Here is a 24,086-nt window from a genome sequence, read left to right as displayed (position 1 = left end):
AATGTTTCCTTGCTTTTTTCCTTATTCTTCTCTCCGGACAGGAAGGACAAGCAGAACCTCAGCCGTAAGAAAAAGAGGATGCCGTGCTACAGGGTAAATTTCAGCAAGTAAACAATGGCTACTGTCAGTGCCACTACGATGGCAGCAGAGGCAATAAGCAGTATCAGGCTGTATATCAGCATGAGTATGGTACGCCAAAAGCTTTTCCACCAGCTACAGTGGTATAGTTGTTTGTAATCCCAACAGAATAGGACGAAAATGAGCCATAAGGGCAGTTCGTACAGATCGTAAACTTGTGCATGACCGTTGAAAGGTAGTACGACAATGCTTAGCAGAAGTATCTGGCAGGCAATATAGGCCTGTATGAAGATATGTTCCGTCGTATTATAGTTCAGCTTGTATTTTCTGCGCCGGAAGGCCAGTTGGGTGGCGATGGCAAACAGCGGCAGGGTAGCTATGATACGGAATGCTTTGTTGCCGTGTCCCCAGCTTTTCAGCAGGTTCCATACTTTCAGCAGGAAAGGAGACTCTTGGAGGAATCTTTCGAGTTTATTCCCCACTTCCGAAGTGTCTTTTTCGAATTTGTCAAAAAGTTTATCCTCGTCATTGCCGTTTGGGCACGTTGGTGTGGCAGAGGCTGAATCGTTTTTCTGTTTTATCTTGTCCAGGCTTTTGTCCAGGCTCTTTATTGTGATGGCAAGGGCTTCCTTTTTTTCTTTGGAGACGGTGTTCCCCATTTTTTTCTTGAGCTCTTCTTGGGCTGCGATGATTTCTTCTTGTTCTGTTTGTTCGGACTGTTCTTTTCTGTTTAGTGCGTCCGGGTCAACCAGTTGCACGGTCATGATGTAGAGAGCCGCAAGAATGAACAATGTTTGGAACGGCCGGAAATATTCCACGCGTTTTCCTCCGATGAAATCTCTGATCATATATCCCGGACGGTAGAGTAGTTCCAGGAGAGTGCGTCCGAAACCGTTGTCTATGTTGAAGAAACCTCCGGCAATGTTTCGCAGGGCGTTGCTCAACCGATAGCGGGGAGTGTTGCGGCTCTGGCCGCAACGGTTGCAATAATTACCGGTATAAGTCGTTCCGCAATTCAGGCAAATGTTTGTTTCATTATTGATGGGGGGAGTTTGCTTTCCCCGTATCAGCTTGATGTGGAATGCGCGCAAACGTACTTTGAAAGGATGATACCATGGGTTGATGAAACTCCTTGCCTTATCGGGTAAGATTCTCCTTTTTTGTAAGATTCCCCATAAGGCCAGCATGAAAAGAGTTGGGAATAAATAGCTGTCGATTACATCCAGTTCTTCAATCGCGAGCCAGAACAAAAAAAGCAGGAGCAGAGTTTGCCAGACGCTTATCATTTTCTTTTCCCGGGAAGGGACAGGGGGCGTGTTCTCGGGGCAGACCGGCTTTTCGATTTCATATGCGGAAGGTTTTTCTTCCTTGTCTTCCAGTAGCTCGTTGAGGGTACTCATGATTTTCCAGTGCGGGTATTTTCCCAGCTCCTTGGCAGTGGTTACTCCGTGGGTTACTCCGGCAAAGGCAACGCCGGCTGCCTGGGCTGTTTCGGCATCTACCGTACTGTCACCGATATAGAGTGTTTCTGCCTTGGTGGCATGCAGCTGTTTGAGGGCGAAAAGCAAACCCTCGGGTGAGGGCTTGGCTGTTTTTACATCTTCACCGCCGACTATGATATTCATGAAATTGGCGGGGAAATGCTGATCCAGCAGTTCCTTGATGCGATAACGGTATTTGGTAGAAATGATTCCGATGCGTGCACCCGAATCTTTCAGGGCTACCAACACTGACTTGGTTTCCAGGAATAGTACGGTGTTTACGGTCATGTGCGTATCTGCTTCTTTGCGATATTCTTCTTTGAAACCGGCCAGTTGTGTGGCATCCGTTATTCCTGTAAGGATGGAGAAGGAATCTTCCAGAGTTTTGCCGATGGTGCGTTTTATGTCATCATCCGTTACTTCCGTATATCCATGCCGGGTGAGCACGATTCGAAAACAAGTGACGATGCCACGTGATGAGTCGGCGAGGGTGTAATCGAAGTCGAAGAGATAAGTTGTGTAATTCATTGCCACTTTTTGGGGCAAAGGTAATGTATTCGAAGTAAAATTATGGATAAATCAATGTAAAATTAACCTGTTGGCGGAGCTACCGTTTGGGACGATATTATATGCTTCCTGGGATAGTACCTTCTGATAACTTCCCTGGAAGCTGCCGGGAAAACTTCCGGAGTTAGGACTAAAAAGTGGCAGAGTTACAATAAAACTCTGTTCGCAGCCTGCGAACGGATATTCACAGGTTGCGAACATGTATTCACAAGCTGCGAACGGATATTCATAAGCTTGGAATAAAGTTTTCTGTTAGAGAAAGTGCCAGAGAGAATTTGATGTTTATTTCATGGCTTCAATGGTATATCCTTGTCCTTTCAGTAGATTCAATACACCGTTGCTGCCGGGCAGGTGTCCGGCGCCGACCACAAAGAGGGTGGGGGCTTCTGTCATGATGGAAGGCATCTTTTCTACCCATGCCTTGTTGCGGTTGTCGAGCAGTGCTTCCATTTCTCCGGGCAAGGGGTCGCAGGAGTTGCCGTCGCGTTCTTCCATCAATTGCAGCATGGCGTCAAGGTCTTGCTTCTCGTAAGCTAAAATCAGCCGTTTGGACTGATCCACGCTTTTTTCAATGTCACTTGCCATACAGTAGAGCAGAGTGGCCTGACGACGCAGGGGCTGGTTGTTGAAAAGGATATCGATTTGCGATTGGGCGGTTTCCAGCCCGCCTACTTTCTTGCCTTGCTGCCCGGCCTGTTGCTGGAAATATGCGTCCAAGGATGTTTGGGGATTAAACCCCGGAGTGTGTTTCATGAAAATCAGTACGGTCAGTTGCTGGCTGATGGCAGCAGGCTTTAGCCGGGCCAGCATGGCAATGTCCACCATCATGTTTTCTTTTACCGCTTTGCCTATTTCTTCATATTGTTCCGAGGTGAACAGGCTCTGCAGGGTGGTGTCTTTAGGCAACATCATTTGCTGTTGCATGCTTTGCATGGCAGCGGGCTGCATCAAATCTGCCATTACGATTTCGCCATACACTTGTGAGGTTTCATTCATGGCCTGCGGCATGGCGGCAATGCTGTCTTTGATGCTGAGCGGTGACAGATGATAAGTTCCGAAAATGTAAGATGGCTTTTCCAGTCCCTTGCCGGATATTTTCCATAAGAGTTGCGCGTTGGCACTTAGTGCAAAGCTGATGCACAAAAGGATTCCTAAAAGTTTTTTCATTGTCTTCTTCTTTTTTGTTATTGGATTTGTTCTGAATTATCGGTCGGAAGAAGTACAATTAAAATCACAAAAGGAAAGGATTCTTTTTGAAGGAATGCTATTTGATTCTTCCTCCGCAAAGCCAGTGCCGGGTATAGTATTGCTCTTTTAGGTCGCTGACAATGACCCCTTGGCTGGTACTGGCGTGGATAAATTTCCCGTTTTTAAGGTAAATGCCTACGTGGGCTACTTTCTTGCGGGAAGAACGGCTGGTGAAAAACACCAAATCTCCCTCACGTAAATTACGGCGGGACACTTTGTGGCTTTCCTTCAATTGCCCGTCTGTACTTCTTGACAGACGGGTGTGGTAAACTTTCTTATAAAGTTGGGATACTAATCCGGAACAGTCTGTCCCACGCTTGTTGTCACCGCCTGCCCGGTAAGGGGTTCCTATCCACTCGGCGGCATTGATGTACAGTTTGTGGTTGTCTTCCAATTCTATATCCACTCCTAAGCGGACAGAAGCCTGTGCCAATGCCTTGTAGTCAAGACGTGGCGCGGAAGTGCGGCAGGAACTGAATCCGATTAACAGACCGGAAAGAATCGCTATATAAGAAAGGTATCGCTTCATATTATTATATTTCTTCTTCTACCCCGATGTTGAAATACGCTTCCAGTTCTTTTTCGGCAGAGTTGTTTTCGTTTTTGATATCGCGGATGATAGCGCCGTACTCCAACAAGGCGATACGGGGACACACATCTACCGTGTGGTTCAGATTATGGCTGGAGATGATAACGGTGGCCCCGTGCTCTTCATTGTATTTCTTCAGCAGATGCTTGATGATGGACTGGGAACTGGGATCGAGGAAGTTGAAAGGTTCGTCCAGTATCAGCAGTTGCGGGTGGTGCAGCATGGCAGAAATGATACCGATCTTCTGTTTGTTTCCCATGGAAAAGTTGCGGATGAACTTCTTCTGTCCCATCACTTCGCCGTTCATGAATCGTTCGAAGGGAGCGAGGCGTTCATCTACTTCTTCTTTTTTCAGTCCGTACATCTTGCCGATAAAGTAGAAGTATTCTTCGGGGGTCAGATAATCAATCAGGAATCCGTCGTCTATGAAAGCACCGGTCGTATTTTTCCATTCTTCGCTCTTGGATACTTCGATGCCGTTGATGGTGACGTTACCGCCATCGGCTTTCAGTAAATCCAGAATGAGGCGGAAGAGGGTGGTTTTTCCGGCACCGTTGTTACCTACCAGTCCCAGCATGTCACCTTGCGGGATAGTGTAGCTTTCTATATTTACGGCGATTTTTTCGCCGAACTTTTTCTGAAGGTTATTTATTTGTATCATAATCGAGTTCTTTATTCATTCTCCTCCCCAGAAGGGGAGAGTTGTGTTAGCTATATATCTATATGTAAATCACTTTTTGATGCAAGGTTACCGTTGACGGCTGTTTCTGAACCCTTCCATATTCACGTAGCGCCGTTTTATGAAACGTTGATATACATTCTTCAGCCAGAAACGTGAGGTGGTGATAAAGATAAGGCCTATGATGGTGAATATCCATTCCGTTGTGGCTTTTTCGAAAAAAAAGTCCAGTACAAAAAGCATCAGCAGCGGTACACCGAAGGCTGCGAATGAAATGAGGTTCTGCATTCCCGTACCTACATTGCGTTGAGTCATCTTGTTGTTCAGATCGGTAGTCTTGTTGTTATAGACCGCCATCTGGAACATACAGAAATAGACAAATCCGGGGATGAAGAGGAACCATGAGATGAGCCCCATGAAACTGATTTTTCCCATGATTGCGGCGGGGAGCATCAGTAGCAACGGGAACAACTGCCCTGCAGTGTATATGGCATATTTGGCTTGCAACAAGGCGTAGATACTTTCTTTGCGGCTCATCAGGCCGTCAATGTAGTTGCCTTCATACCCCATGATGGTACTCAGGAAGAGGATACCGAAAAGGGTGTAGTTGTACATTACCCAAAAGTTTCTCATGTTTTCCTGATGAATGTCGGTGAAGGCAATCATGGCGCTGAACATTACGACTACACCGCCCGCTGAATAGAGTGCGCGTTTGCAAATCTTGTTGCGTAACAGCAGTTTGAGTTCCAGTCTCATGTATTCGCCCACTTGTCCGTAACGTTCCAGGAAGCGGTATTCGGACACATGCTTTACCTGTACGGTGGTTTCTTCTACTTTATTTATTTCATTGTACACCATGTGGCTGATTACCATGCGGTCTGTCAGGTATAATAGGGCAATGACTGCTACGGTTCCGATGAAAGTCAGAGGATCAGCTTGTATAAAGCCCTCGCCTACAGTGGTGGAGAATTCGAATACCGGACTGTGCTCGGGTATGAACATGGCTGCAGCGATGGCTCCATATACACCTACGGGTAACAGTAGCCAAAGGAAGCGTTCGCTCATCAGGGTACGGCACAGCAAGAACCAGTAGTTGTTGATCAGCATCAGCAGCCAGATGCCTAATATATAGGTTATTACTCCGGTTACTCCGTAAAAGCGGGCAACGGTAAGAATGGCAAAGGGAACGAAGAAGAAAAGCCAAAACAAGTTGTATGTATCCATGCCGGAACGGATCAATAAGATATCGATGAGCCGGCTACGTTTGATGGGCAACAACATGTAGGGTTTCACTTCTTGTGTAGGCGTTTTCTGGAAGGGCAGGCGGGTCAGGAAATCTAGGGCGAGGATAAACAACAACCCGGCATTCAGTATGTGATAGGCTTCTTTTGCTTCTCCTTCGAATGCAAAAGCAAAGGAAGTACCGAAAAAGATGAGGTACCCTGCCCAGAAGGCTATCATCAAGTAAATCCAGAATTTGGCGAACCGGCTTTTCTCGTACATCGGATTACGCTTGTCGGCCAGTTTACCGTGTCGGCGCAGTTCTAAAAATAGGTTCATTGTGTGTAGTTGATTTAATGGATGTATAAAAAGGGCTGCGCTACCTTTTTAAAGAACAACGCAGCCTTTTTTGTTGTTGGTGCTTATTTTTCTTCCGGACTTATCATTGATACCTCAATCTCATTCTTTTGCTTGAACAATTCATCTGCAAATTTCTGGATATCTTTTACGGTTACACTATTGACTATCCGGTCATAGTCTTTTATCGGATTCATGCCGGTAAACAAGTACTCGTCAATACTGTTCAGCCAGTATCTGTTTTCTTTCATGTCTTCAGTATGTTTCTTCAGCATGAATTCTTTCACTTTGTTCAAGTCAGTTTCGGACGGACCGGCTTTTGTGATGTTTTCAAGTTCGGCGAAGATTATCTTCATCAGTTTTTCTCTCTTTTCGGGTGCCGTCTCGAATATGACTTGGAGAATAGCTTTTTCCTCGGGATATTTGATTAACTGGCCACCTACATATACGCCGTAAGTACCGCCTTCATCTTCACGCACTTTAGCCGTATAGACCAAATCAAGAATCTGGCAGGTCATATTCAATAGGATATTGTTTCTTAAATCATACTTACAGTCTCCGTTCAACAATACAAAGTTCGAAGCTTTGGCTGTTTCTTGCTTCCTGATGAACTCGTTCTTGTAAACACCTTGCCGCATGTCGATTTTGTTGTCCTTAAAAGTCTCTTTGCGGTTGATGGCGGGCAGGGCACCCAGGTATTCTTCAATCAAAGGTTTCATCTGCTCTACATCCACGTTGCCTACAAAAATGAAAGTAAAGTCACTGGCGTCTTTGAAACGGTCATTGTACATTGACAGGATTTTGTCATAATCCATTTTGTCAATCATGTCGGCCTTGATTCTCACCTTTCTTGGGTGTTTCATATAAATCCCTGCTTGTACAGAGTCACTGAAAGCCACCTGCGGGTTCATTTCCATGTTTTGCAATGCAGCTTTATTGCGGTTTTTGTAAGATGCGAAAGCGTCGTTGTCACGACGTGGAGCCGTGAATGTCAGATAAGTAAGCTGCATCATCGTTTCAAAATCTTTCGGCGAACAGCTGCCGTTGACAGCCTCGGTCTTGTCACCGATGCCATAGCTTACGGAAGCTTTCTTGCCTGCCAGTACCTTTTCCAGGTCAACGGCGCTGAAGTTACCCAGACCACCGACTCCGACGGCATCCAATCCGTTGATATTGATAATCTCCGAATCGGGGAACAAAGAGCTGCCGCCCAAGCTTACGCCTTTCATACGGATTTCATCGGCTTTGAAGTCTGTCTTCTTGATGATGACCTTAACTCCATTTGAAAGCGTCATCATGGTAGTACCGAATGCGTCGTCCGTTGTTTCGGATACTATCTTACCACCTTTCGGGGCTGCTTTCATTAACGGTTCATCCGATACTTTATCTACGTAGGCAGTCAGCTTTTCAGCTTTTATGTCCTTCAATATCTGTTTGATGGCATTCTCTGACGGCATTTTCAAACCTTCTTTCTGAGGACCGAGTATGGCAACCACCTGATTGCTGTCGGTTACCAGTTCCTGCATCATCTGATTCAAGGCTGTTACCGGGATGGCGGGAGCTATTTGGTTGATGATGGTATATTCGTTTTCGATACCCGGGATAGGTTCATTGTCGAGGAAATGGCGTACATACTCGTTTACGTACTCTTCGTTTTTACGTTTGTCACGTTCGTTGTAAGCTGATTCCAAATGGCGTAGGTATTCGGCGCGTGCACGGTTATATTCAGTTTCGGTAAAGCCGAACTGGCGTGCGCGTTCTGTTTCACGGAGAAGGGTTTCAATACCGTTTTCAATGGCATCTTCTTTACAGACAACAACACCGGTAAAGGCACCTTTCGTCTTGGCTACAAAGAAGTTGGCGTCATAAGCTCCGGCATAGATATACGGAGGATTGGCTGTTTGCGCTAACTCATTCAAACGGGCATTCAGCATATTGGTAATGAGGTTAGCGGCATAGTTTTGTATCAAATATCCCATATTGCCTTTTTGGTCATCCGGTATGGCCTCATGCTTGTTGAAGATGATTGCTTGGATATTGGGCTGTTCCTTGTCCTGATAAACGATGACGATGGGGTCTTTATTGTCGTTTACCGGATAGTATTCACGTTTGGCGCCATTGGGCTGGGCGGGAATATCCGAGAAAATCTTTTTTATTTGAGCTTCGATGGCATCCACATCCACATCACCTACTACAACAATCCCTTGTAAGTCGGGGCGATACCACTTTTCGTAATAATCCCTTAGCGTCTGAGGTTTAAAGTTCATGACTACGTCCATTGTTCCGATAGGAAAACAGTGGGCATATTTTGTACCCTCAAACATTATCGGAAGCATCTTTTCCTGGAAACGCTGTATGGCGCTCATGCGGGTACGCCATTCTTCATTGATGACGCCGCGTTCCTTGTCGATTTCCTTTGGGTCCAATGTAAGGTCGTTACTCCAATCATGTAAGATCAGCAGACAAGAATCAATCGCTCCCGGAGTGGTGACGGGAACGTTGGAGATATTATATACAGTCTCGTCAATGGAGGTATATGCATTCAGGTTTTCTCCGAATTTCACTCCGATCCGTTCCAGATATTGCTTCAGGGCATCACCGGGAAAATGAGTGGTCCCGTTGAAGCACATGTGTTCCAGGAAGTGGGCAAGACCGCGCTGGTTGGCTTCTTCCTGTATAGACCCTACTTTCTGGGCAATATAGAAATCCGCCCGGTTGGCGGGAAGATTATTCTTACGGATGTAGTAGGTCAATCCGTTGTCCAGTTTACCTATGCGGACATTTTTGTCCACCGGGATGGGCGGCATTTGCTGCGCAGATACCTGTTGGAAGTTGCAGCAAACTATCAATGCAACCATCCATAAATTACGTAATAAATGTTTCATAATCTGAAATTAATTTGTTCTTGTCCTATTGGTCGGATGCCAGGATTATAAAATCACAGCATACAGGAAAAAATTATTCTTTAACTGCCTCACGGATACGGACTAACTTTGTCAACAGGCCTTCCAGCAAGTCAAGTTTCAGCATGTTGGCGCCATCGCTTTTGGCGACAGCAGGGTTTTCGTGTGTTTCGATGAACAGCCCGTCGGCACCTACGGCCACGCCGGCTTTTGCCACAGTCTCGATGAGTTGGGGCATTCCCCCTGTGACACCGCTGGTCTGGTTGGGTTGTTGCAGGGAGTGGGTAACGTCCAGGATGACGGGGAATCCGAATGTTTGCATCTCGGGAATGCCCCGGTAGTCAATGACAAGGTCCTGGTAGCCGAAAGTGGTTCCACGTTCGGTAAGCATGACGTTCTTGTTTCCGGCTTCCACTACTTTGTCTGCGGCGAAACGCATGGCAAGAGGGGAAAGGAACTGGCCTTTCTTGATATTGACCGTCTTGCCTGTTTGGGCGGCGGCGACCAATAAGTCGGTCTGGCGGCACAGGAAAGCAGGTATTTGCAGTATATCTACATATTCGGCTGCCATCGTGGCTTCTTCTGCCGCATGAATGTCGGTAACTGTAGGTATTCCGAAAGTATCATGTACTTTTTTCAGTATTTTCAGTGCTTTCTCGTCACCGATACCCGTGAATGAGTCCAGACGTGAACGGTTGGCTTTACGATATGAGCCTTTGAATACGTATGGAATCTGTAGCTTCCCGGTAATGGTTACAATACGTTCGGCAATGCGCATTGCCATTTCTTCTCCTTCAATGACACAGGGACCTGCCAATAGGAAAAAGTTTCCGGCAGGATTGTTTTTCAATTCAATCATACATTATTTGTGATTAATGATTCGTAATTCGTGATCAATGGTTGGTGGACAATAAAACATCGATCGCGAATTACTCAATCAGTTCGGTATTATCAAAGTGACAGCTTCGTGCAATACCCCGATATCTAACGGGAAATGACGGTCCAGAATACGTCCGTCCAAGTCAACACAGGCATTTTGTGCGCGGAGCACTTTTACTTTCTGGGTGCGGTAGGGCATTACTACTTTATGGTTCAGTATCCTTCCTTGGATAAGCATCCATAACCCCGACCAGAGTTGCAGCAGTTCCGGACGGTAGATTACGGAAACGTCCAGCCAGCCGTTATAGGGTACGGCGCTGGGCACCTGTCCGTAGCCCCACGCACTGCCAATGCAGACGGTCATGATGCGCCCGCGTATGTGTTCACCGTTTATTTTAAGGTGCATTCGGTATAATTTACGTTCAAAGATGATGGAGAGCAGCGCCATGAAATAAGATAGGAATTTTACTCCCCAGAAACGTTTGCATTGGTCGGTTATCTTCACGATACGTGCCCCGAGACCTATGTTGATGGCGTTCAGGAAGTAGCGTGTCAGGTGTTTCTCGCCGTCATAATAGTAGCAGGTCCCCACATCTATTTTTCTCCGGCGGTTGTTGATGATACAATCTACGGCTTTCTTATATTCGGAACTCATTTCCCAATAGTCGGCAAAATCATTTCCTATGCCGTTGGGAATGATGCCGATGGCAATCTCTTCTTTATTTTCGGCATTGGAAAGCATGATGCCGTTGACGGCGTCGTTCAGTGCACCGTCACCGCCTACGATAACGATTGTACGGTAACCGTTGTTTGCGAGAATTCCGGCCAAACGTTCTACCGAACCGAACCCTTCGGACTGTACGTAGTCGTATGACACACCTTTGCTGTCCATATATTCTTTGATTTCTTTCCACCGTTTTTGCACTTTCCGTGTTCCGGCCTTGGGGTTGTATATTACTCCCCACTTTTCGGGTTCTACACTCATGGGTCTATTTACGATTTAACTATTTACGATTGAAACTATTCTCTTTATCTATGTTTCGTTTTTGACTTTTGACTGTCGCGCGTCACATTGACAAAGATACTAAATCTCTTTGAGTTTTGACTTTACAAACTCAATCTTTTCTTCCATTGGCCAGCGGGCATCCATCCAATGGATGGTAAATCCACGGCGTTCCATACCACGGAACCAGGTCATCTGCCGTTTGGCAAACTGATGAATGGCTATTTCCAGATCATGGAACATTTCATCGTATGTCAGTTTACCAATGACATAGAGAGTCAGATACTTGTATTCCAACCCATAATAAATCAAGTCATCCGGTCGGATACCCTGTCCTATCAAGTAGCGAACTTCATCTACCATCCCTTCGTCTAGACGTTGGCGCAGGCGGCGGCTTATCTTTTCCCGGCGCAGTTCCCGGTCAATATCGACACCGATAATGAGGCTGTCCAGTTTCGGGAACGAGCGCTCATCTACCGGGGTATGTGCGTAGTACTCCTCTATTTCGATGGCGCGAATGGCACGCTTAGCGGTATCTACATCTGTGGTATTGTGCAGGTTTTTATAGGCTTTCAGCATTTCCGTCAGTTCTTCCAATGACTTGTCTGCCAAGCGTGCGCGCAATTCCGGATTTTCCGGTACGGGCAATAACTTATATCCTTTCAGGACCGATTCCAGATACATGCCGGTTCCTCCACATACAACGGGCAAGCAATCTTTTTGTTTAATAGTCTCGTAGGCGTCCAGGAAATCACGCTGATATTCGAAAACATTGTATTTATACCCTGGTTCGGCAATGTCGATAAGGTGATAGGGGATTTGTTTTCCGTTTACGGTATAGTCGGCAAGATCCTTACCTGTACCAAGGTCCATGTGCCGATAGATTTGCCGGGAATCGGCGCTGATGATTTCCGTATTGAGTTCGGCAGCCAGTGCGGCGGCAAAGGGAGTCTTTCCGGATGCGGTAGGACCTAATATGGCGATTAAATCATAGTCAGGCATATACAAGTATTTGTTAATCCGACTACAAAGATAATGTAAAAATCTGATTTGTTGGATGAAGATAAAACTCATTCTTACCGCTAAATCTGAAAAAGGACGTGAAAAACGAGGGAGGACTTCTTAAATGATGTTATGAAACATGCTTTTTTTCTTGGATAATTTGTAAAAATGTCCGGAGTCCGTATCTTTGCAATGTGTTTTTCATAGTATTAGATTTAAGGTTAACAAAGGTTGGAGTACAGCGGTACTCCTTTTTTTATGTCTTTACTTTTCGATTTTCCTTTTTTATGAGCCGGTAATGCCCTTCAACTTTATAGATTGCAGAAGAATGAAACGAATACCGGCACGCTTAAGTCGATTAATATTCCATGGAATATGGCTATGGGGATTACTTCCTTTCCGGAATACCGGGTGATGGTGGGTAAGAGTACATCCATAGAGTTCACTCCTGCGGCTGAAATGGGGGCTAATTTTCCAAAGTATTTTCTGATTAACGGTGTGCCTAGCAGAGCCATCATTTCACGGAATATATTGGCTAATAATGCTATTGTCCCCAATTCAGTAGCGAGTTGCAAACCGATGGAGGGTTCCTTGAACTGAGTAATCAGGATGGAGGACAATGAATAATAGGCAAATCCGCTACCTACTGCCATGCACTCGAATACGCTCCATTGACTCAATAACAAGCTGGCGAAAGCTGAAAACAACAAAGTTCCTGTGATGGTGGCCATCGGGACCAAAAGCATTTTAGGACGCAGGCTTTTGAGCAGTTCCTTCAATTTCTTATTACTTCCGATGCTGATGCCTACTTGAAACATCAATGCATAGAGTACATACATGGAAAGTTCGTGCAGGTTAAACTGGAAATCACTGAATACCCCCAGCAGGCAACCGGCACAGAAAAATGCAACAACAATCAAACTTCCTTTCATTTTTTTTCTCCTTTCTTGAAAAATAGGTGAAACACTGTAAATGAGGCCAACATACTTCCCGTAATGCTTGACGTAGCCAATACGGCAGCCTGCCATCCGAACTTTCCCAGATTATCCACAATCAAACGGTTGGAACCGATGGAGACTCCCAAGACGAAAAGCAGCAGGAAAATGGTGAGGGAGGTACTTTTCTCTATTTTCTGTAATATTTGTACATTGCGCATCAGATATCCAACGCCGATTCCTATAAACATGGTAGATATAATAGTGAACATAAGAATTAGTTTTTAGTGAGTACATAAGTTTTATCAAGCTTCCCGAAAGGAAACTGACACACAGATATTTCCATCTTCTGCCCTAAGAGGATGGAAGTTGTTGAATGTAATAAAGGAGAATTTAGATGAATCCGCTGAACCAATGTACGTGCACGATAAAATGACTGCATAAGGATTGGTTGCTCCATGCAGCATTGTGCGTATTGTATGTGGTGAAAGACTGGTTCATATCATTTTGATTTCGGGTGCAAAGATAAAGCTTCTTTGCATAATTTCCAAATAAATATTCAATAACCGGTCTTTCTTCTTAGGAAGATATGTTTTAATGTCCTTATATCAAGGTACTTTAATTGCTTTGTCTGTATTCGTTGGGTGAGCAGCCTACCACTTTCTTGAATAGCCGGGTAAAATGCTGCGGATATTTGAAACCTAATTCGTAGGCTATTTCACTGATGGACTTGCTGGAATCAAAGATTCTTTCCTTGGCTGTGTTTATCAGTTTTAATTGAATATGCTCTTGGGGAGAATTGCCGGTCTCTTTCTTTATCAGATCTCCGAAGTAGTTGGGAGACAGATGCAGCTGTTCTGCGCAATATTGTACGGAAGGCAGGCCGATGTCTTGTGGCTTGTCTGACAAGAAGTAGTCATTTAATAGATACTCAAATTTGGTCAATATATCCTTATTGACATTGCTTCGGGTAATGAATTGCCTGTCATAGAAGCGCATGCAGTAATTCAGTAATAATTCTATATTATTGACTATTAAACTTTTGCTGTGTTTGTCGATAGAATGTTGTAACTCTGCCTCAATATTGTGCAGGCATTCTATTATTATTTTGCGTTCCTGCTCTGACAAGTGTAATGCTTCATTTGATTCGTAAGAGAAGAAAGTATAATGGGGCATCATGCGGGCCAGGGAAGTACCCCGAAGCAAATCTGGATGGAAAACTAAGGCGTAACCTTTAGGCTGGAATACTTTTTGGTTATTGGCGATACCCGCTATCTGTCCGGGAGCCAGAAATACGAGAGTGCCTTCCTGATAGTCATAATAATTACGTCCGTAGCGGAGATCACCGCATTTGACGTCTTTCAGGAATATCGTATAAAACCCGAAACGCTGGCGACTGTGCATTCTCGGTTTGCACTTGGAGAAATCAATGACACTAACCAAAGGGTGCAATGTTTCTTGTCCCAACATTTCATTGTATTGGCATACATGATCGAGTTTGATGAGCTCTTCCATATTCATTCATTTTTGTGGTTACGGCAAAGTTAATTCATTTTTGCATATAAAGTTGCGTAATCAGTAATAATGGTAAGTGTTTCTGTATTTTGTATAAACGATGGCTTTCGGGATATGGAGGAAATAGGTATATTTGTACCAAAAATATTCTTATGCTGATTACCCTGGTTATCTTGATTCTTTCTGCGGCATTTTTCGTGTCGGGTAAAGTCCGTTCGGACATTGTTGCGCTGTGTGCGTTGATAGGTTTGCTCATTTTTCAAATTCTGACTCCTGACGAGGCATTGTCCGGCTTTTCCAATTCCGTAGTTATTATGATGGTGGGGCTGTTTGTGGTGGGTGGCGCCATATTCCAGACCGGTTTGGCGAAGATGATAAGCTCGCGCATTCTGAAGCTGGCGGGCAAAAGCGAGTTGAGGCTATTTTTGCTGGTGATGTTGGTTACTTCAGCTATCGGTGCTTTTGTCAGCAATACAGGAACGGTTGCCTTGATGCTTCCTATAGTCGTGAGTCTGGCGGTTAGTGCCGGAATGAATCCGGGACGTCTGTTGATGCCTCTGGCTTTTGCAAGCAGCATGGGTGGTATGATGACGCTTATCGGTACTCCGCCGAACCTTGTCATTCAGAATACACTGACCGGAGCAGGGTATGCGCCGTTGTCTTTCTTCTCTTTCTTGCCTGTGGGCATTGTCTGTGTGGTAGTGGGCACATTGGTGTTGTTGCCTCTGACGAAGTGGTTCCTTTCTAAAAAAGGAGGGAACGATGAAGGTTCTTTGGCGGGAAAGTCACTGAACCAGTTGGCTAAAGAATATGGATTGTCAAGCAATTTGTTCCGTCTGCGTGTCCTCAATGACTCCCGGCTGATAGGTAAGACGGTCATAGAATTGGATATACGCCGCAAATACGGGTTGAATATTCTGGAAGTGCGCCGCGGTGAAGTTTCCCAGCATCGTTTCCTGAAAACGGTTACGCAGAAACTTGCATCGCCCGATACGACGATATGGGTGGGGGATGTACTCTATATCAGAGGTGACGTAGTGGACGTGAATCGTTTTGCTGAAGATTTCCTGTTGGAAATGATGGACGGACATACGACGGAAGAAGCGGCCAACGCCGACAAATCTTTGGACTTTTATGATATAGGTATCGCTGAAATAGTGTTGATGCCTTCCTCCCGGATTATTAACCAGACAGTGAAAGAGGCGGGATTCCGTGACAAATTCAATGTGAATGTGCTAGGAATCCGCCGTAAGAAAGAATATATCCTGCAAGATCTGGGCAATGAACGTATGCATAGCGGTGATGTCTTGCTCGTGCAGGGTACCTGGCAGGATATTGCGCGTCTGAGCAAAGAAGATACGGATTGGGTGGTATTGGGACAGCCTTTGGCCGAAGCGGCTAAGGTCACTTTGGATTATAAGGCTCCGGTGGCTGCGGCTATCATGATACTGATGGTAGCGATGATGGTGTTCGATTTTATCCCTGTAGCTCCGGTGACGGCTGTCATGATAGCCGGATTGTTGATGGTACTGACCGGATGTTTCCGAAATGTGGAGGCTGCTTATAAGACCATAAATTGGGAGACTATCGTGTTGTTTGCCGGTATGCTGCCTATGTCGCTGGCACTTGAGAAGACCGGTGCTTCGGAATATATCTCCAGTAGCCTGGTAAGTGGGTTGGGCAGTTATGGTCCGGTGGTATTGATGGCCGGCATCTATTTTACCACTTCCTTGATGACCATGTTCATCAGTAATACGGTAACGGCGGTATTGATGGCGCCTATTGCCCTTCAGAGTGCCGTGCAGATAGGAGTAAGTCCGGTTCCTTTCCTGTTTGCGGTAACAGTGGCGGCAAGTATGTGTTTTGCTTCCCCGTTCTCTACACCGCCCAACGCATTGGTGATGCCGGCAGGACAATATACGTTCATGGATTATATCAAAGTCGGACTTCCGTTGCAGATTATTATGGGAGTGGTAATGGTATTTGTGCTGCCGTTGTTATTCCCGTTTTAAGACTTTTTCCGATATGCAGGAATTATGATTTTTCTCCTTTTCGGATATTTGTGATTTTCCTGCGTATTGCGAGTATGTTGAGCAGGGATACAACCATGAACAGAACAAGCCCGACCAGGATACAAGGCAATAGCGAGCCGGTTTCCAGTTGTGGAAAAAATTTTTGTATGACTTCTGTATAGTAAGTACGTATCCAACTTACGCAACCGATAGAAAATAATAATACCAGTACGTTCAATCCCGCTGTAAGGATGTTGTAGGGGAGAGCTACTTTTGTGGGACTATACCCTATCAGCAAAAGGTTCTCCAATTTCACGCTGTTTTTTTGGAGTAGCAGGAAGATGCTCAGCATCAAGATATAGAAGGAAAGTATGCTGATGAATAAGCCTACGCCTATGACAATGCCGGTGACAAGACGCAGGAAATAAGTAGTTTTTCCGGCATCCAGGCTGTCGCCTTCGGTTTCGTAATTGTTTTTCTGGAAGTAGCTTGTAATGGCTGTATCCGTGGGATTCTTTACTTCGACGATGAGGCGGGAAGGTTGGGCTTCTTTTTCCGGAGCAAAGGTCCGGTTGGCCCAGCTCATGAAAGATTGCGGAACAAGAATCGTGTTCAGGCGGTTGGAGAATCCCACGATGTTGCCTTTGTATTGTTCGGTACGCCCGTTGCCACGCATCATGATATCCATTTGTATCAGGCTCATCAATCCTTCCGACAGTTTCGGGAGACTACGGCTTTGTGCGAAGCCAAAGTTGTAAAGGTTCAGATAGTTGCGTGGAATGATGATGGGAATGGTATGGCTGTCTTCATCAAAGTGCCACTTGTCAAGATTTACATCTACATATTCGTTGGGAACAGATTCAAAAAACATTTCCGTGGAAAGATGAATGCTTGCCTCCTGCATTCCCAGTCCGGCGGAAACCTTGAAAAGGGAAGGAGTAAAGGCACCCACGCTTTTTGTAAAAGACTGTGCTTCCAGTTCTTTGATTTCCTTTTTGGAGAAGGTATTGCTTTTCCCGGTAAAGTTGCCGAGGGTACTTATTTTTTTGGTGGCGATGATATAATCCTTCTTCATGAAGCTGTCCCCCTGAGTAAATACAGGGAGGACGTCACGGTAGAATTGCACGCTTAGTAATACAATCATCATGCCGAAAAGATTGGCAAGAAAGAAGCCCGTCAGTTGTCCGATGCTGATGTGCCGGCGAAGAAGTTTCCAAATAAGTCTGTTCATCTGTTTATGTACGATTTACGATTGAAAGTGGCTCGTTGATTGTGTTTTGTCAGAGTTTCAGGATGCTGTCATAGTGCAGTTGCAAATGCTTTCCGATGGAGGTTACGATGACTCCCGCACCCTGGCGCCCTGCTTCCTCTGTGAGCAGGTTGCCCATGACGGTTCCGTTTCCATCATCCAGATGGCTGACGGGTTCGTCCAGGAATATGAAGTCAAAGGGTTGGCAAAGGCTGCGGATAAAAGCGACACGTTGCTGCTGGCCGAAAGACAGTCTGGCAGTTTGTTCATTCATTTTGTCTGCCATTCCCAAGGCTTCGAAGAGGGCAAGGATTTCCTTTTTCTTCTTATAATTGGTGAGCTGGTTCTTCAACTGTACGTTTTCGAAGGCAGTAAGTTCGGGAAAGACACGCAGCTCTTGAAAGAGAATACTGAGAGAATGTTTTCGGATATCCACCCATTCATCAGTGGAGAGTGAACGGATGTTCCGGTCATCGAAATTGATCAGTCCTTGATAGTCGTATCGATACCCGTATATGTAGCTGCAAAGTGATGATTTCCCGGTACCGGAAGCGGCCTCTATCAAATAATGCTTCTCCTTGTGGAATGCTATGTCTTGATGCCATACGTCTGAGAGGATGGCATCACGGTCAGCAAACACTTGGGGTAGTGTTTGCTGTAAGTGAATGCTGTACATTGTCTGGATTCTTGTTTACAATCCTGCAAACTCCTTGACGAAGTTTACAATCTGCTTCAATGCGTTTACGTCCTTGTCTTTCAGTTGCAGGGTGATGTTGCCCTTGTCACCGTCACTGGTTGCTTCCAGATAAGAGATGCTGTTTCCCAGTGAATAATACATATTGTATTCCGCTCCACCATATTCTACCAGCATTTTGACGACAGGCAAGTCAAGCACTGCTTCTGCGTTGATGACAAATGCAGAACGCTTTCCTTTCAGAGTGGAGGCGTAGTCTGTATCTTTGACGGAAGGGTCAACGGTCTTGCAGATGTTTTTATACAATAACTCGTCGTTGGTGGCATACATTTGTTTGTCACGTACACCGAAGAAGATGTTTATGTTGCGTGACTTATACACATATTCATCTTCATTGAGTTTCACGATGTCTTCCCCGCGTTTCAGTCCCAGTTCGGCTTTCTTCTCATAAAGGGCTTTCAGCGGGGCATTGTTCTTTACGCTGGCATAAGCCAGGAAAGAAGGGGCATTGCTCATGGTTACATTGATAAGGCCTACGGTAAGGTCGTTCTGGAATGTGCTGAACAGGTCTTTTACTTCAGCGGCTTTGGTGATGGAGAATTCGTTGCGGAACTGTTCGTTTTCCTGCAGCACATTATAAAATTCCTCACCGTTTATGCCGATGCCGAGCAGGGCCACAGTGGACTTCGGGAAGTATTTTACAAATGTGTTTTCGATGGGGCAAGTGCTTTTCATCTGTTTTTCGAACATGGCTTTCAGCTCCGGACTTTCTGTATAGTTCTCTATCTGCATGTCTATCTTGCCTTTTTCAAAAGAGAGACTGCCTAAAATCATCAGGTCTTTCAAGTCTATATTCTGAGGCATGCCGAAGTTGATTTGTTTGGCATACGCACCGAGTATGCTGGAGGGAGAGATGAACATATTGACGTCCCCGCTCTGTTTCTGCATCTTTTTGAAAGCTCCGCTTTTGTTGATGCTGTTTTCTTCGGTTTGCTTCAGCAGGGCAGTGATGCCTTCCTTGACTTTGTCTAGCTGCGCAGCTTTTTGGTAGTTCACGGCCAGTAGGGTGGTGGCATTAAAAGCCAGTAAGGTCTGTTTGTTGACCTCGACAAAACTGTAGCCGTCTCCTTCGGTAATAGGGGCGTCCAGAATTTCCTTCCGGGTTGCTTCAAGGAAACTTTTCAATTCGTTTTCGTCATTTACTTTGGCTACTACGGTTGTATAGTCAAAGGTGGGTGCGCTGAAGATATAGACCGGTGCGGTTACGTCAACACCAGATTTTGACGGGTCTTTCATGACAGCTTCCAACTGTTGGAAAGTTGCCGCATTCATACCACTTTTCATGGCGTCTGTCAGCTTCGCCAACGCCTCTTTGTTGTCTTTGTCATTGATTCCCGCTTTTTCAGCTATAGACTTTAGACTGACAGACATGACTTTGGTGGCGTCAGCGGGAATGGCATTGGTATATTCTGCTGCCTTTTGGGAACAAGAGCTTGCAAACACGATCAGCACTGCCAGTACCGGAAGGTGGAGAAATAGACTTTTTTTCATATCATTATAGTTTTGATAAATATTCATTGATTTTGTAGATTCAAGATATGGCAGGCAACGAGTGCAGCGGTCTCAGTACGCAGTCGTGACCTGCCCAGACTGATTGGGATATATCCGTTTGCCAACGCAGTCTTTACCTCCTCTTCACTGAAATCCCCCTCGGGACCGATAAGGACAAGGGCATCTTCCCCCTTGTGGAGGATGTCCTTCAACAAGGGCTTTTCTCCCTCATAGCAGTGGGCTATGAATTTCTGTCCTTCAAAAGGCTGGGTGATGAACTTGTTGAAGTCCGTCATTTCATTCAGCTTGGGCAAACGCGCCTTGAGAGATTGCTTGATGGCGGAAACCAATATTTTGGAGATGCGCTCCGTCTTGATTACTTTTCGTTCGGAGAAGCGGCAGTTCAGGAAAGTCAGTTCATCGAAACCTATTTCAGTAGCTTTTTCGGCAAACCATTCTGTGCGGTCCATATTCTTGGTGGGTGCCATGGCTATGTGTAGATGGGCATCCCACAGAGCAGGTTGCGGAAGTGTTTCCACGATGTTGACAAAGCACCTTTTGTTCGTGGCGGTACTGATCTCTGCACGGTAGAAGTTGCCGTTCCCGTCTGTCAGGGTCACTTCGTCCCCTGCTTGCAGGCGCAGTACGCGTACGGCATGTGCGGCTTCCTCTTCGGGCAGTTCATTGCATTTCTGTATGTCGGGTGTATAAAATACGTGCATGGAGTTATAGATTATTTTTGCGTTGATTGATTTGATCTCTCAGAAGGGCGGCACGTTCATAGTCTTCTTCTTCAACAGCTTTCTGCAAGGCGGCTTTCAGAATTTCCAGTGCATCTTCTTCGGGCAGTTCTTTCTGCCCGGGTTCTTGGTTGTTATCGGCACTTTCGCCGGTTTTTAACCGTTCCGCTTCTAAGATTTCCTCGTAGATGAAGATGGGGGCATTCATCCGTAGTGCCAGTGCCACGGCATCACTTGTGCGTGCATCGACACGGAGAATGGTTTCATCTTCTTTTAAATAAAGATAAGAGTAGAAGACACCGTTATCTACTTTATAAATAAGGACACGCATCAACTGCACTCCCAATACTTCAAGTACGGAAGCAAACAGATTGTGTGTCAGCGGGCGAGGGGGCACGATTCCTTTCAGTTCGATGACCATTGCCTGTGCTTCAGAAGCGCCTATGATAACCGGAAGCTGGCGCTTGCCGTTTACTTCGCCCAAAACCAGCGCATAAGCGCCTACTTGCGCTTGGCTGTTAGAAATGTTCAGCACTTGCAGTTCTACTTTTTTCTTGTTCATTCAAATCTATACTTAACCTGTTTCTCAACCCGTTTACTTTTCGGGGGTATGCTTGTAGCGGAACACTGCTCCGAACAATAGACCGATAACTAAGGCGTATCCCGCAAAAATCAACCAGACCGGAGTCCACTCTCGGCTGATAAGCCCTCCACCATCGGCATATACGGAAAAAGCATCTACTACGGCTCCGCTTGCATATCCTCCAATAATGGCTCCTATTCCGTTTGTCATCATAAAGAACAATCCTTGTGCGCTGGCTCGGATGCTGGGATGCGCTTCCATTTCTGTGAATAAGGAACCGGATACATTGAAAAAGTCAAACGCCATGCCATAGACTATCATGGAGAGTATGAGCATCCAAAGTCCGCTTCCCGGGTCTCCAAGCCCGAACAGTCCGAAGCGGAATACCCAGGCAAACATACTGATAAGCATAACACGTTTGATACCGAAATGTTTCAGGAAGAACGGTATGGCAAGGATGAAAAGTGTTTCGCTCATCTGCGAGATGGAAAGTAAAATGACGGAATGCTTCACACCGAATGAGTCGGCATATTCCGGTATGGAGGCAAAAGAGCTCAAGAAGAGGTCTCCATAAGTGTTGGTAATTTGCAGTGCGGCTCCCAACAGCATGGAAAACAGAAAGAAGATGGCCATTTTCTTTTGTTTGAACAGGATCAGTGCATCCAGTCCGAATGCGGAAAGCATCGTTTTGCCTTCGCTGCGCATCGGCGGGCAGGCCGGGAGAGTGAAAGCATAGCATCCCAGCAGTGTTGCCGAAGCGGCGGCTACGTAAAGCTGTGCCACACCGGTTTTAAATCCGGTTAAATCAACGGCCCACATGGCACAGATGAACCCCACGGTTCCCCACACGCGGATGGGAGGAAAATCTTTGATCAGGTCCATCTTGTATTTCTCCAAGGCATTGTAGGATACGGTGTTTGCCAGAGCCAAGGTGGGCATATAGGCAAGCATATTGAGCAGCATGGCCCAATACATGTGGCTGTATGTTGTAGCAGTGGATGCGTATATCAGAGCACCGGCACCGATGAGGTGCAGGATGCCGTAAAGTCGTTCGGCGTTGACCCATTTGTCGGCAATGATACCGGTCAGTCCGGGCATGATGATTGAAGCGATACCCATGGTCGCAAAGATTGCGCCGATTTGCCCTCCTTCGAAATGAAGAGTGCCGCCCATGTACCCGCCTAATGAGATGAGCCATGCTCCCCAGACAAAAAATTGCAGGAATTGCATGGCAGTGAGTCGGAATTTGATGCTCATAATATTAGCTTTTTGTATTTTTTGTTATGTATATAAATGCAAATGTACGATGAGGCGGGGAAAAATGCAAGTCTCGTGCAGAGTTTTATTTGGATAACACTGGTATATAAAAAAGAAGGCTATCTATCCCAGACAGCCAATCTTTGTTAACCTTAAATCTAATACCATGAAAAACACAGTGCAAATATATAAGGTTTATGTTATACAACATAGAAAAATGACGAGAAATAGCGATTTGTTAACATGATTTAGCAATAAACCGCTATTTCCTTGTCTTTATTCCACGTAAAGTACCAAACCTTTCAAGTATTCTCCTTCGGGGTGATAGATGTTCACAGGGTGGTCGGCAGGCTGTGTCAGTTGGTGCAGGATGCGGACGCTGCGTCCGGACATGGCAGCTGCGGTGAACACGGCAGTACGGAAATTCTCTTTGCTGACAGCTTGTGAGCAGGAGAAAGTGAAAAGGATACCACCCGGTTTGATTTTTTCGAATGCCTTGACGTTGAGTTTGCGGTAACCTTGCAAGGCATTACGCAGGGCGTCACGGTGCTTGGCAAAGGCGGGAGGGTCAAGCACGATGAGGTCGTACTGGTCACCCATGCGGTCCAAGTATTTGAAGGCGTCTTCAGCGTATGCGGCATGACGGCTGTCACCGGGAAAGTTCAGTTCGATATTTTTGTTGGTCAGGTCGATGGCCTTGGCAGAACTATCTACGGAATGTACCAGTTTGGCGTCGCCTCGCATGGCATATACTGAGAAACCTCCGGTATAGCAGAACATGTTCAGTACGCTGCGGCCTTTGGCATAGCGTTCCAGCAATGAACGGTTTTCCCGTTGATCGACAAAGAAACCTGTCTTCTGGCCTTTCAACCAGTCTATATGGAATTTCAGGCCATATTCCATGGCGACATTATCTGTGCTTCCACCTTTCAGAAAACCGTTTTCCGGATACAGGTCGGCTTTGAAGGGAAGGGTGGTTTCCGATTTGTAGTAGATATTGTCTATCTTGTCTCCCAATACTTCCGTAAGGGCATCGGCAATAACCATACGGTCAAGGTGCATACCGGCAGAGTGGGCTTGCATGACAGCGGTGCGGGCATAGATGTCGATGACGAGTCCGGGCAGGTTGTCACCTTCTCCGTGCACCAGACGGTACGTGTTGTTGACAGGGTTTTCGGCAACGCCGATGCCGCGGCGCATTTCGTAAGCGATACTTAACTTGCGCTTCCAGAAGTCTGCATCAATCTCCTCGTCCTGGCTGAAGGTCAGAACACGTACTGCGATGCTGCCAATCTGGAAATGTCCTTTGGCGATAAAATCCTTTTTTGAAGTATAAATTTCAACCACTTCCCCTTCTTCCGGTTCTCCGTCAATGTGTGCGATAGCACCGGAAAACACCCAAGGATGGAAACGTTTTAATGACTCTTCTTTGCCCGATTTGAGATATACTTTATACATAATATATAATTAAAGCCTCACCCCGGCTCCTCTATGGGAGGAAAGAAAGGGGGAAGTGGCTGTTGTTACTGTTTTTTCGTTTATC

The 24,086-nt window shown here is 45.8% G+C and carries 20 protein-coding genes; 1 reads left to right on the top strand and 19 read right to left on the bottom strand.

All coding sequences use genetic code 11. The annotated features are described in order from the left end of the window. Positions 1-86: 86 nt before the first annotated feature. The 12 genes from HMPREF9446_RS07580 to HMPREF9446_RS07525 form a co-directional block, all read right to left on the bottom strand. Positions 87-2,087, bottom strand: coding sequence for an HAD-IA family hydrolase (locus tag HMPREF9446_RS07580; RefSeq protein WP_009124991.1), 2,001 nt, complete (start codon positions 2,085-2,087; stop codon positions 87-89). Positions 2,088-2,408: 321 nt separating this feature from the next. Next, positions 2,409-3,293: a TraB/GumN family protein gene (locus HMPREF9446_RS07575; protein WP_009124990.1), complete on the bottom strand. Its 885-nt coding sequence runs from the start codon at positions 3,291-3,293 to the stop codon at positions 2,409-2,411. 97 nt (positions 3,294-3,390) lie between these two features. Continuing rightward, the gene (locus HMPREF9446_RS07570) at positions 3,391-3,903 is read right to left on the bottom strand and encodes a C40 family peptidase (protein ID WP_009124989.1); all 513 of its coding nucleotides are present in this window, start codon (positions 3,901-3,903) and stop codon (positions 3,391-3,393) included. A gap of 4 nt (positions 3,904-3,907) precedes the next feature. Continuing rightward, positions 3,908-4,624: an ABC transporter ATP-binding protein gene (locus tag HMPREF9446_RS07565; protein ID WP_009124988.1), complete on the bottom strand. Its 717-nt coding sequence runs from the start codon at positions 4,622-4,624 to the stop codon at positions 3,908-3,910. Positions 4,625-4,711: 87 nt separating this feature from the next. Continuing rightward, positions 4,712-6,202 carry a DUF5687 family protein gene (locus HMPREF9446_RS07560; protein ID WP_009124987.1) on the bottom strand — a complete coding sequence of 497 codons (1,491 nt, stop codon included), beginning with the start codon at positions 6,200-6,202 and terminating at the stop codon, positions 4,712-4,714. 83 nt (positions 6,203-6,285) lie between these two features. Then, the gene (locus tag HMPREF9446_RS07555; RefSeq protein ID WP_039968762.1) at positions 6,286-9,105 is read right to left on the bottom strand and encodes a M16 family metallopeptidase; all 2,820 of its coding nucleotides are present in this window, start codon (positions 9,103-9,105) and stop codon (positions 6,286-6,288) included. A gap of 73 nt (positions 9,106-9,178) precedes the next feature. After that, entirely contained in the window at positions 9,179-9,982 is an 804-nt protein-coding gene (gene kdsA, locus HMPREF9446_RS07550) for a 3-deoxy-8-phosphooctulonate synthase (RefSeq protein ID WP_009124985.1), read from the bottom strand. Positions 9,983-10,060: 78 nt separating this feature from the next. Beyond that, the gene (locus HMPREF9446_RS07545; protein WP_009124984.1) at positions 10,061-10,987 is read right to left on the bottom strand and encodes a diacylglycerol/lipid kinase family protein; all 927 of its coding nucleotides are present in this window, start codon (positions 10,985-10,987) and stop codon (positions 10,061-10,063) included. A gap of 99 nt (positions 10,988-11,086) precedes the next feature. Then, complete coding sequence (miaA, locus tag HMPREF9446_RS07540; protein ID WP_039968761.1) at positions 11,087-12,007, bottom strand: tRNA (adenosine(37)-N6)-dimethylallyltransferase MiaA; 921 nt, start codon at positions 12,005-12,007, stop codon at positions 11,087-11,089. 311 nt (positions 12,008-12,318) lie between these two features. Then, entirely contained in the window at positions 12,319-12,939 is a 621-nt protein-coding gene (locus HMPREF9446_RS07535; protein ID WP_009124982.1) for a LysO family transporter, read from the bottom strand. After that, positions 12,936-13,214, bottom strand: coding sequence for a LysO family transporter (locus HMPREF9446_RS07530; RefSeq protein WP_009124981.1), 279 nt, complete (start codon positions 13,212-13,214; stop codon positions 12,936-12,938). The genes HMPREF9446_RS07535 and HMPREF9446_RS07530 overlap by 4 nt, the downstream gene beginning before the upstream one ends. Positions 13,215-13,560: 346 nt before the next feature. Then, positions 13,561-14,457, bottom strand: coding sequence for a helix-turn-helix domain-containing protein (locus HMPREF9446_RS07525; RefSeq protein WP_039968786.1), 897 nt, complete (start codon positions 14,455-14,457; stop codon positions 13,561-13,563). A 152-nt stretch (positions 14,458-14,609) separates the two neighbouring features. Here HMPREF9446_RS07525 and HMPREF9446_RS07520 point away from each other — a divergent pair, with 152 nt between their 5' ends. Continuing rightward, a complete protein-coding gene (locus HMPREF9446_RS07520) occupies positions 14,610-16,469 on the top strand; it encodes an SLC13 family permease (RefSeq protein ID WP_009124979.1) in 1,860 nt (619 codons plus the stop codon). Between the two features lie 22 nt (positions 16,470-16,491). Here the strand turns inward: HMPREF9446_RS07520 and HMPREF9446_RS07515 are convergent, their stop codons facing one another. The 7 genes from HMPREF9446_RS07515 to HMPREF9446_RS07485 all read right to left on the bottom strand — a co-directional run bounded on the left by HMPREF9446_RS07515 (position 16,492) and on the right by HMPREF9446_RS07485 (position 24,001). After that, complete coding sequence (locus HMPREF9446_RS07515) at positions 16,492-17,700, bottom strand: hypothetical protein (RefSeq protein WP_009124978.1); 1,209 nt, start codon at positions 17,698-17,700, stop codon at positions 16,492-16,494. Positions 17,701-17,749: 49 nt separating this feature from the next. Continuing rightward, on the bottom strand, positions 17,750-18,394 hold the full coding sequence (locus HMPREF9446_RS07510) for an ATP-binding cassette domain-containing protein (protein WP_009124977.1): 645 nt from the start codon (positions 18,392-18,394) through the stop codon (positions 17,750-17,752). A 15-nt stretch (positions 18,395-18,409) separates the two neighbouring features. Then, positions 18,410-19,963, bottom strand: coding sequence for a DUF4836 family protein (locus tag HMPREF9446_RS07505; protein WP_039968785.1), 1,554 nt, complete (start codon positions 19,961-19,963; stop codon positions 18,410-18,412). A gap of 23 nt (positions 19,964-19,986) precedes the next feature. Continuing rightward, positions 19,987-20,685, bottom strand: coding sequence for a 16S rRNA (uracil(1498)-N(3))-methyltransferase (locus HMPREF9446_RS07500; RefSeq protein ID WP_009124975.1), 699 nt, complete (start codon positions 20,683-20,685; stop codon positions 19,987-19,989). 4 nt (positions 20,686-20,689) lie between these two features. Further along, positions 20,690-21,265 carry a bifunctional nuclease family protein gene (locus HMPREF9446_RS07495; RefSeq protein ID WP_009124974.1) on the bottom strand — a complete coding sequence of 192 codons (576 nt, stop codon included), beginning with the start codon at positions 21,263-21,265 and terminating at the stop codon, positions 20,690-20,692. Positions 21,266-21,298: 33 nt separating this feature from the next. Beyond that, positions 21,299-22,543, bottom strand: coding sequence for a nucleoside permease (locus HMPREF9446_RS07490; protein WP_009124973.1), 1,245 nt, complete (start codon positions 22,541-22,543; stop codon positions 21,299-21,301). Between the two features lie 276 nt (positions 22,544-22,819). After that, positions 22,820-24,001 carry a class I SAM-dependent rRNA methyltransferase gene (locus tag HMPREF9446_RS07485; protein ID WP_009124972.1) on the bottom strand — a complete coding sequence of 394 codons (1,182 nt, stop codon included), beginning with the start codon at positions 23,999-24,001 and terminating at the stop codon, positions 22,820-22,822. Positions 24,002-24,086 lie beyond the last annotated feature (85 nt).

This window comes from Bacteroides fluxus YIT 12057, from assembly GCF_000195635.1.
Taxonomy (GTDB): domain Bacteria; phylum Bacteroidota; class Bacteroidia; order Bacteroidales; family Bacteroidaceae; genus Bacteroides; species Bacteroides fluxus.
This window is presented reverse-complemented; position numbering and strand designations above follow the sequence as displayed.

What these genes read in the sequence shown, in the direction of transcription:
- HMPREF9446_RS07565 (WP_009124988.1), bottom strand. Translation starts at nt 4,624, where the DNA reads ATGATACAAATAAATAACCTTCAGAAAAAGTTCGGCGAAAAAATCGCC.
- HMPREF9446_RS07575 (WP_009124990.1), bottom strand. Translation starts at nt 3,293, where the DNA reads ATGAAAAAACTTTTAGGAATCCTTTTGTGCATCAGCTTTGCACTAAGT.
- HMPREF9446_RS07580 (WP_009124991.1), bottom strand. Translation starts at nt 2,087, where the DNA reads ATGAATTACACAACTTATCTCTTCGACTTCGATTACACCCTCGCCGAC.
- HMPREF9446_RS07525 (WP_039968786.1), bottom strand. Translation starts at nt 14,457, where the DNA reads ATGGAAGAGCTCATCAAACTCGATCATGTATGCCAATACAATGAAATG.
- HMPREF9446_RS07535 (WP_009124982.1), bottom strand. Translation starts at nt 12,939, where the DNA reads ATGAAAGGAAGTTTGATTGTTGTTGCATTTTTCTGTGCCGGTTGCCTG.
- HMPREF9446_RS07485 (WP_009124972.1), bottom strand. Translation starts at nt 24,001, where the DNA reads ATGTATAAAGTATATCTCAAATCGGGCAAAGAAGAGTCATTAAAACGT.
- HMPREF9446_RS07490 (WP_009124973.1), bottom strand. Translation starts at nt 22,543, where the DNA reads ATGAGCATCAAATTCCGACTCACTGCCATGCAATTCCTGCAATTTTTT.
- HMPREF9446_RS07500 (WP_009124975.1), bottom strand. Translation starts at nt 20,685, where the DNA reads ATGCACGTATTTTATACACCCGACATACAGAAATGCAATGAACTGCCC.
- HMPREF9446_RS07570 (WP_009124989.1), bottom strand. Translation starts at nt 3,903, where the DNA reads ATGAAGCGATACCTTTCTTATATAGCGATTCTTTCCGGTCTGTTAATC.
- HMPREF9446_RS07530 (WP_009124981.1), bottom strand. Translation starts at nt 13,214, where the DNA reads ATGTTCACTATTATATCTACCATGTTTATAGGAATCGGCGTTGGATAT.
- HMPREF9446_RS07520 (WP_009124979.1), top strand. Translation starts at nt 14,610, where the DNA reads ATGCTGATTACCCTGGTTATCTTGATTCTTTCTGCGGCATTTTTCGTG.
- HMPREF9446_RS07510 (WP_009124977.1), bottom strand. Translation starts at nt 18,394, where the DNA reads ATGTACAGCATTCACTTACAGCAAACACTACCCCAAGTGTTTGCTGAC.
- HMPREF9446_RS07545 (WP_009124984.1), bottom strand. Translation starts at nt 10,987, where the DNA reads ATGAGTGTAGAACCCGAAAAGTGGGGAGTAATATACAACCCCAAGGCC.
- kdsA (WP_009124985.1), bottom strand. Translation starts at nt 9,982, where the DNA reads ATGATTGAATTGAAAAACAATCCTGCCGGAAACTTTTTCCTATTGGCA.
- HMPREF9446_RS07560 (WP_009124987.1), bottom strand. Translation starts at nt 6,202, where the DNA reads ATGAACCTATTTTTAGAACTGCGCCGACACGGTAAACTGGCCGACAAG.
- HMPREF9446_RS07555 (WP_039968762.1), bottom strand. Translation starts at nt 9,105, where the DNA reads ATGAAACATTTATTACGTAATTTATGGATGGTTGCATTGATAGTTTGC.
- HMPREF9446_RS07495 (WP_009124974.1), bottom strand. Translation starts at nt 21,265, where the DNA reads ATGAACAAGAAAAAAGTAGAACTGCAAGTGCTGAACATTTCTAACAGC.
- HMPREF9446_RS07505 (WP_039968785.1), bottom strand. Translation starts at nt 19,963, where the DNA reads ATGAAAAAAAGTCTATTTCTCCACCTTCCGGTACTGGCAGTGCTGATC.
- miaA (WP_039968761.1), bottom strand. Translation starts at nt 12,007, where the DNA reads ATGCCTGACTATGATTTAATCGCCATATTAGGTCCTACCGCATCCGGA.
- HMPREF9446_RS07515 (WP_009124978.1), bottom strand. Translation starts at nt 17,700, where the DNA reads ATGAACAGACTTATTTGGAAACTTCTTCGCCGGCACATCAGCATCGGA.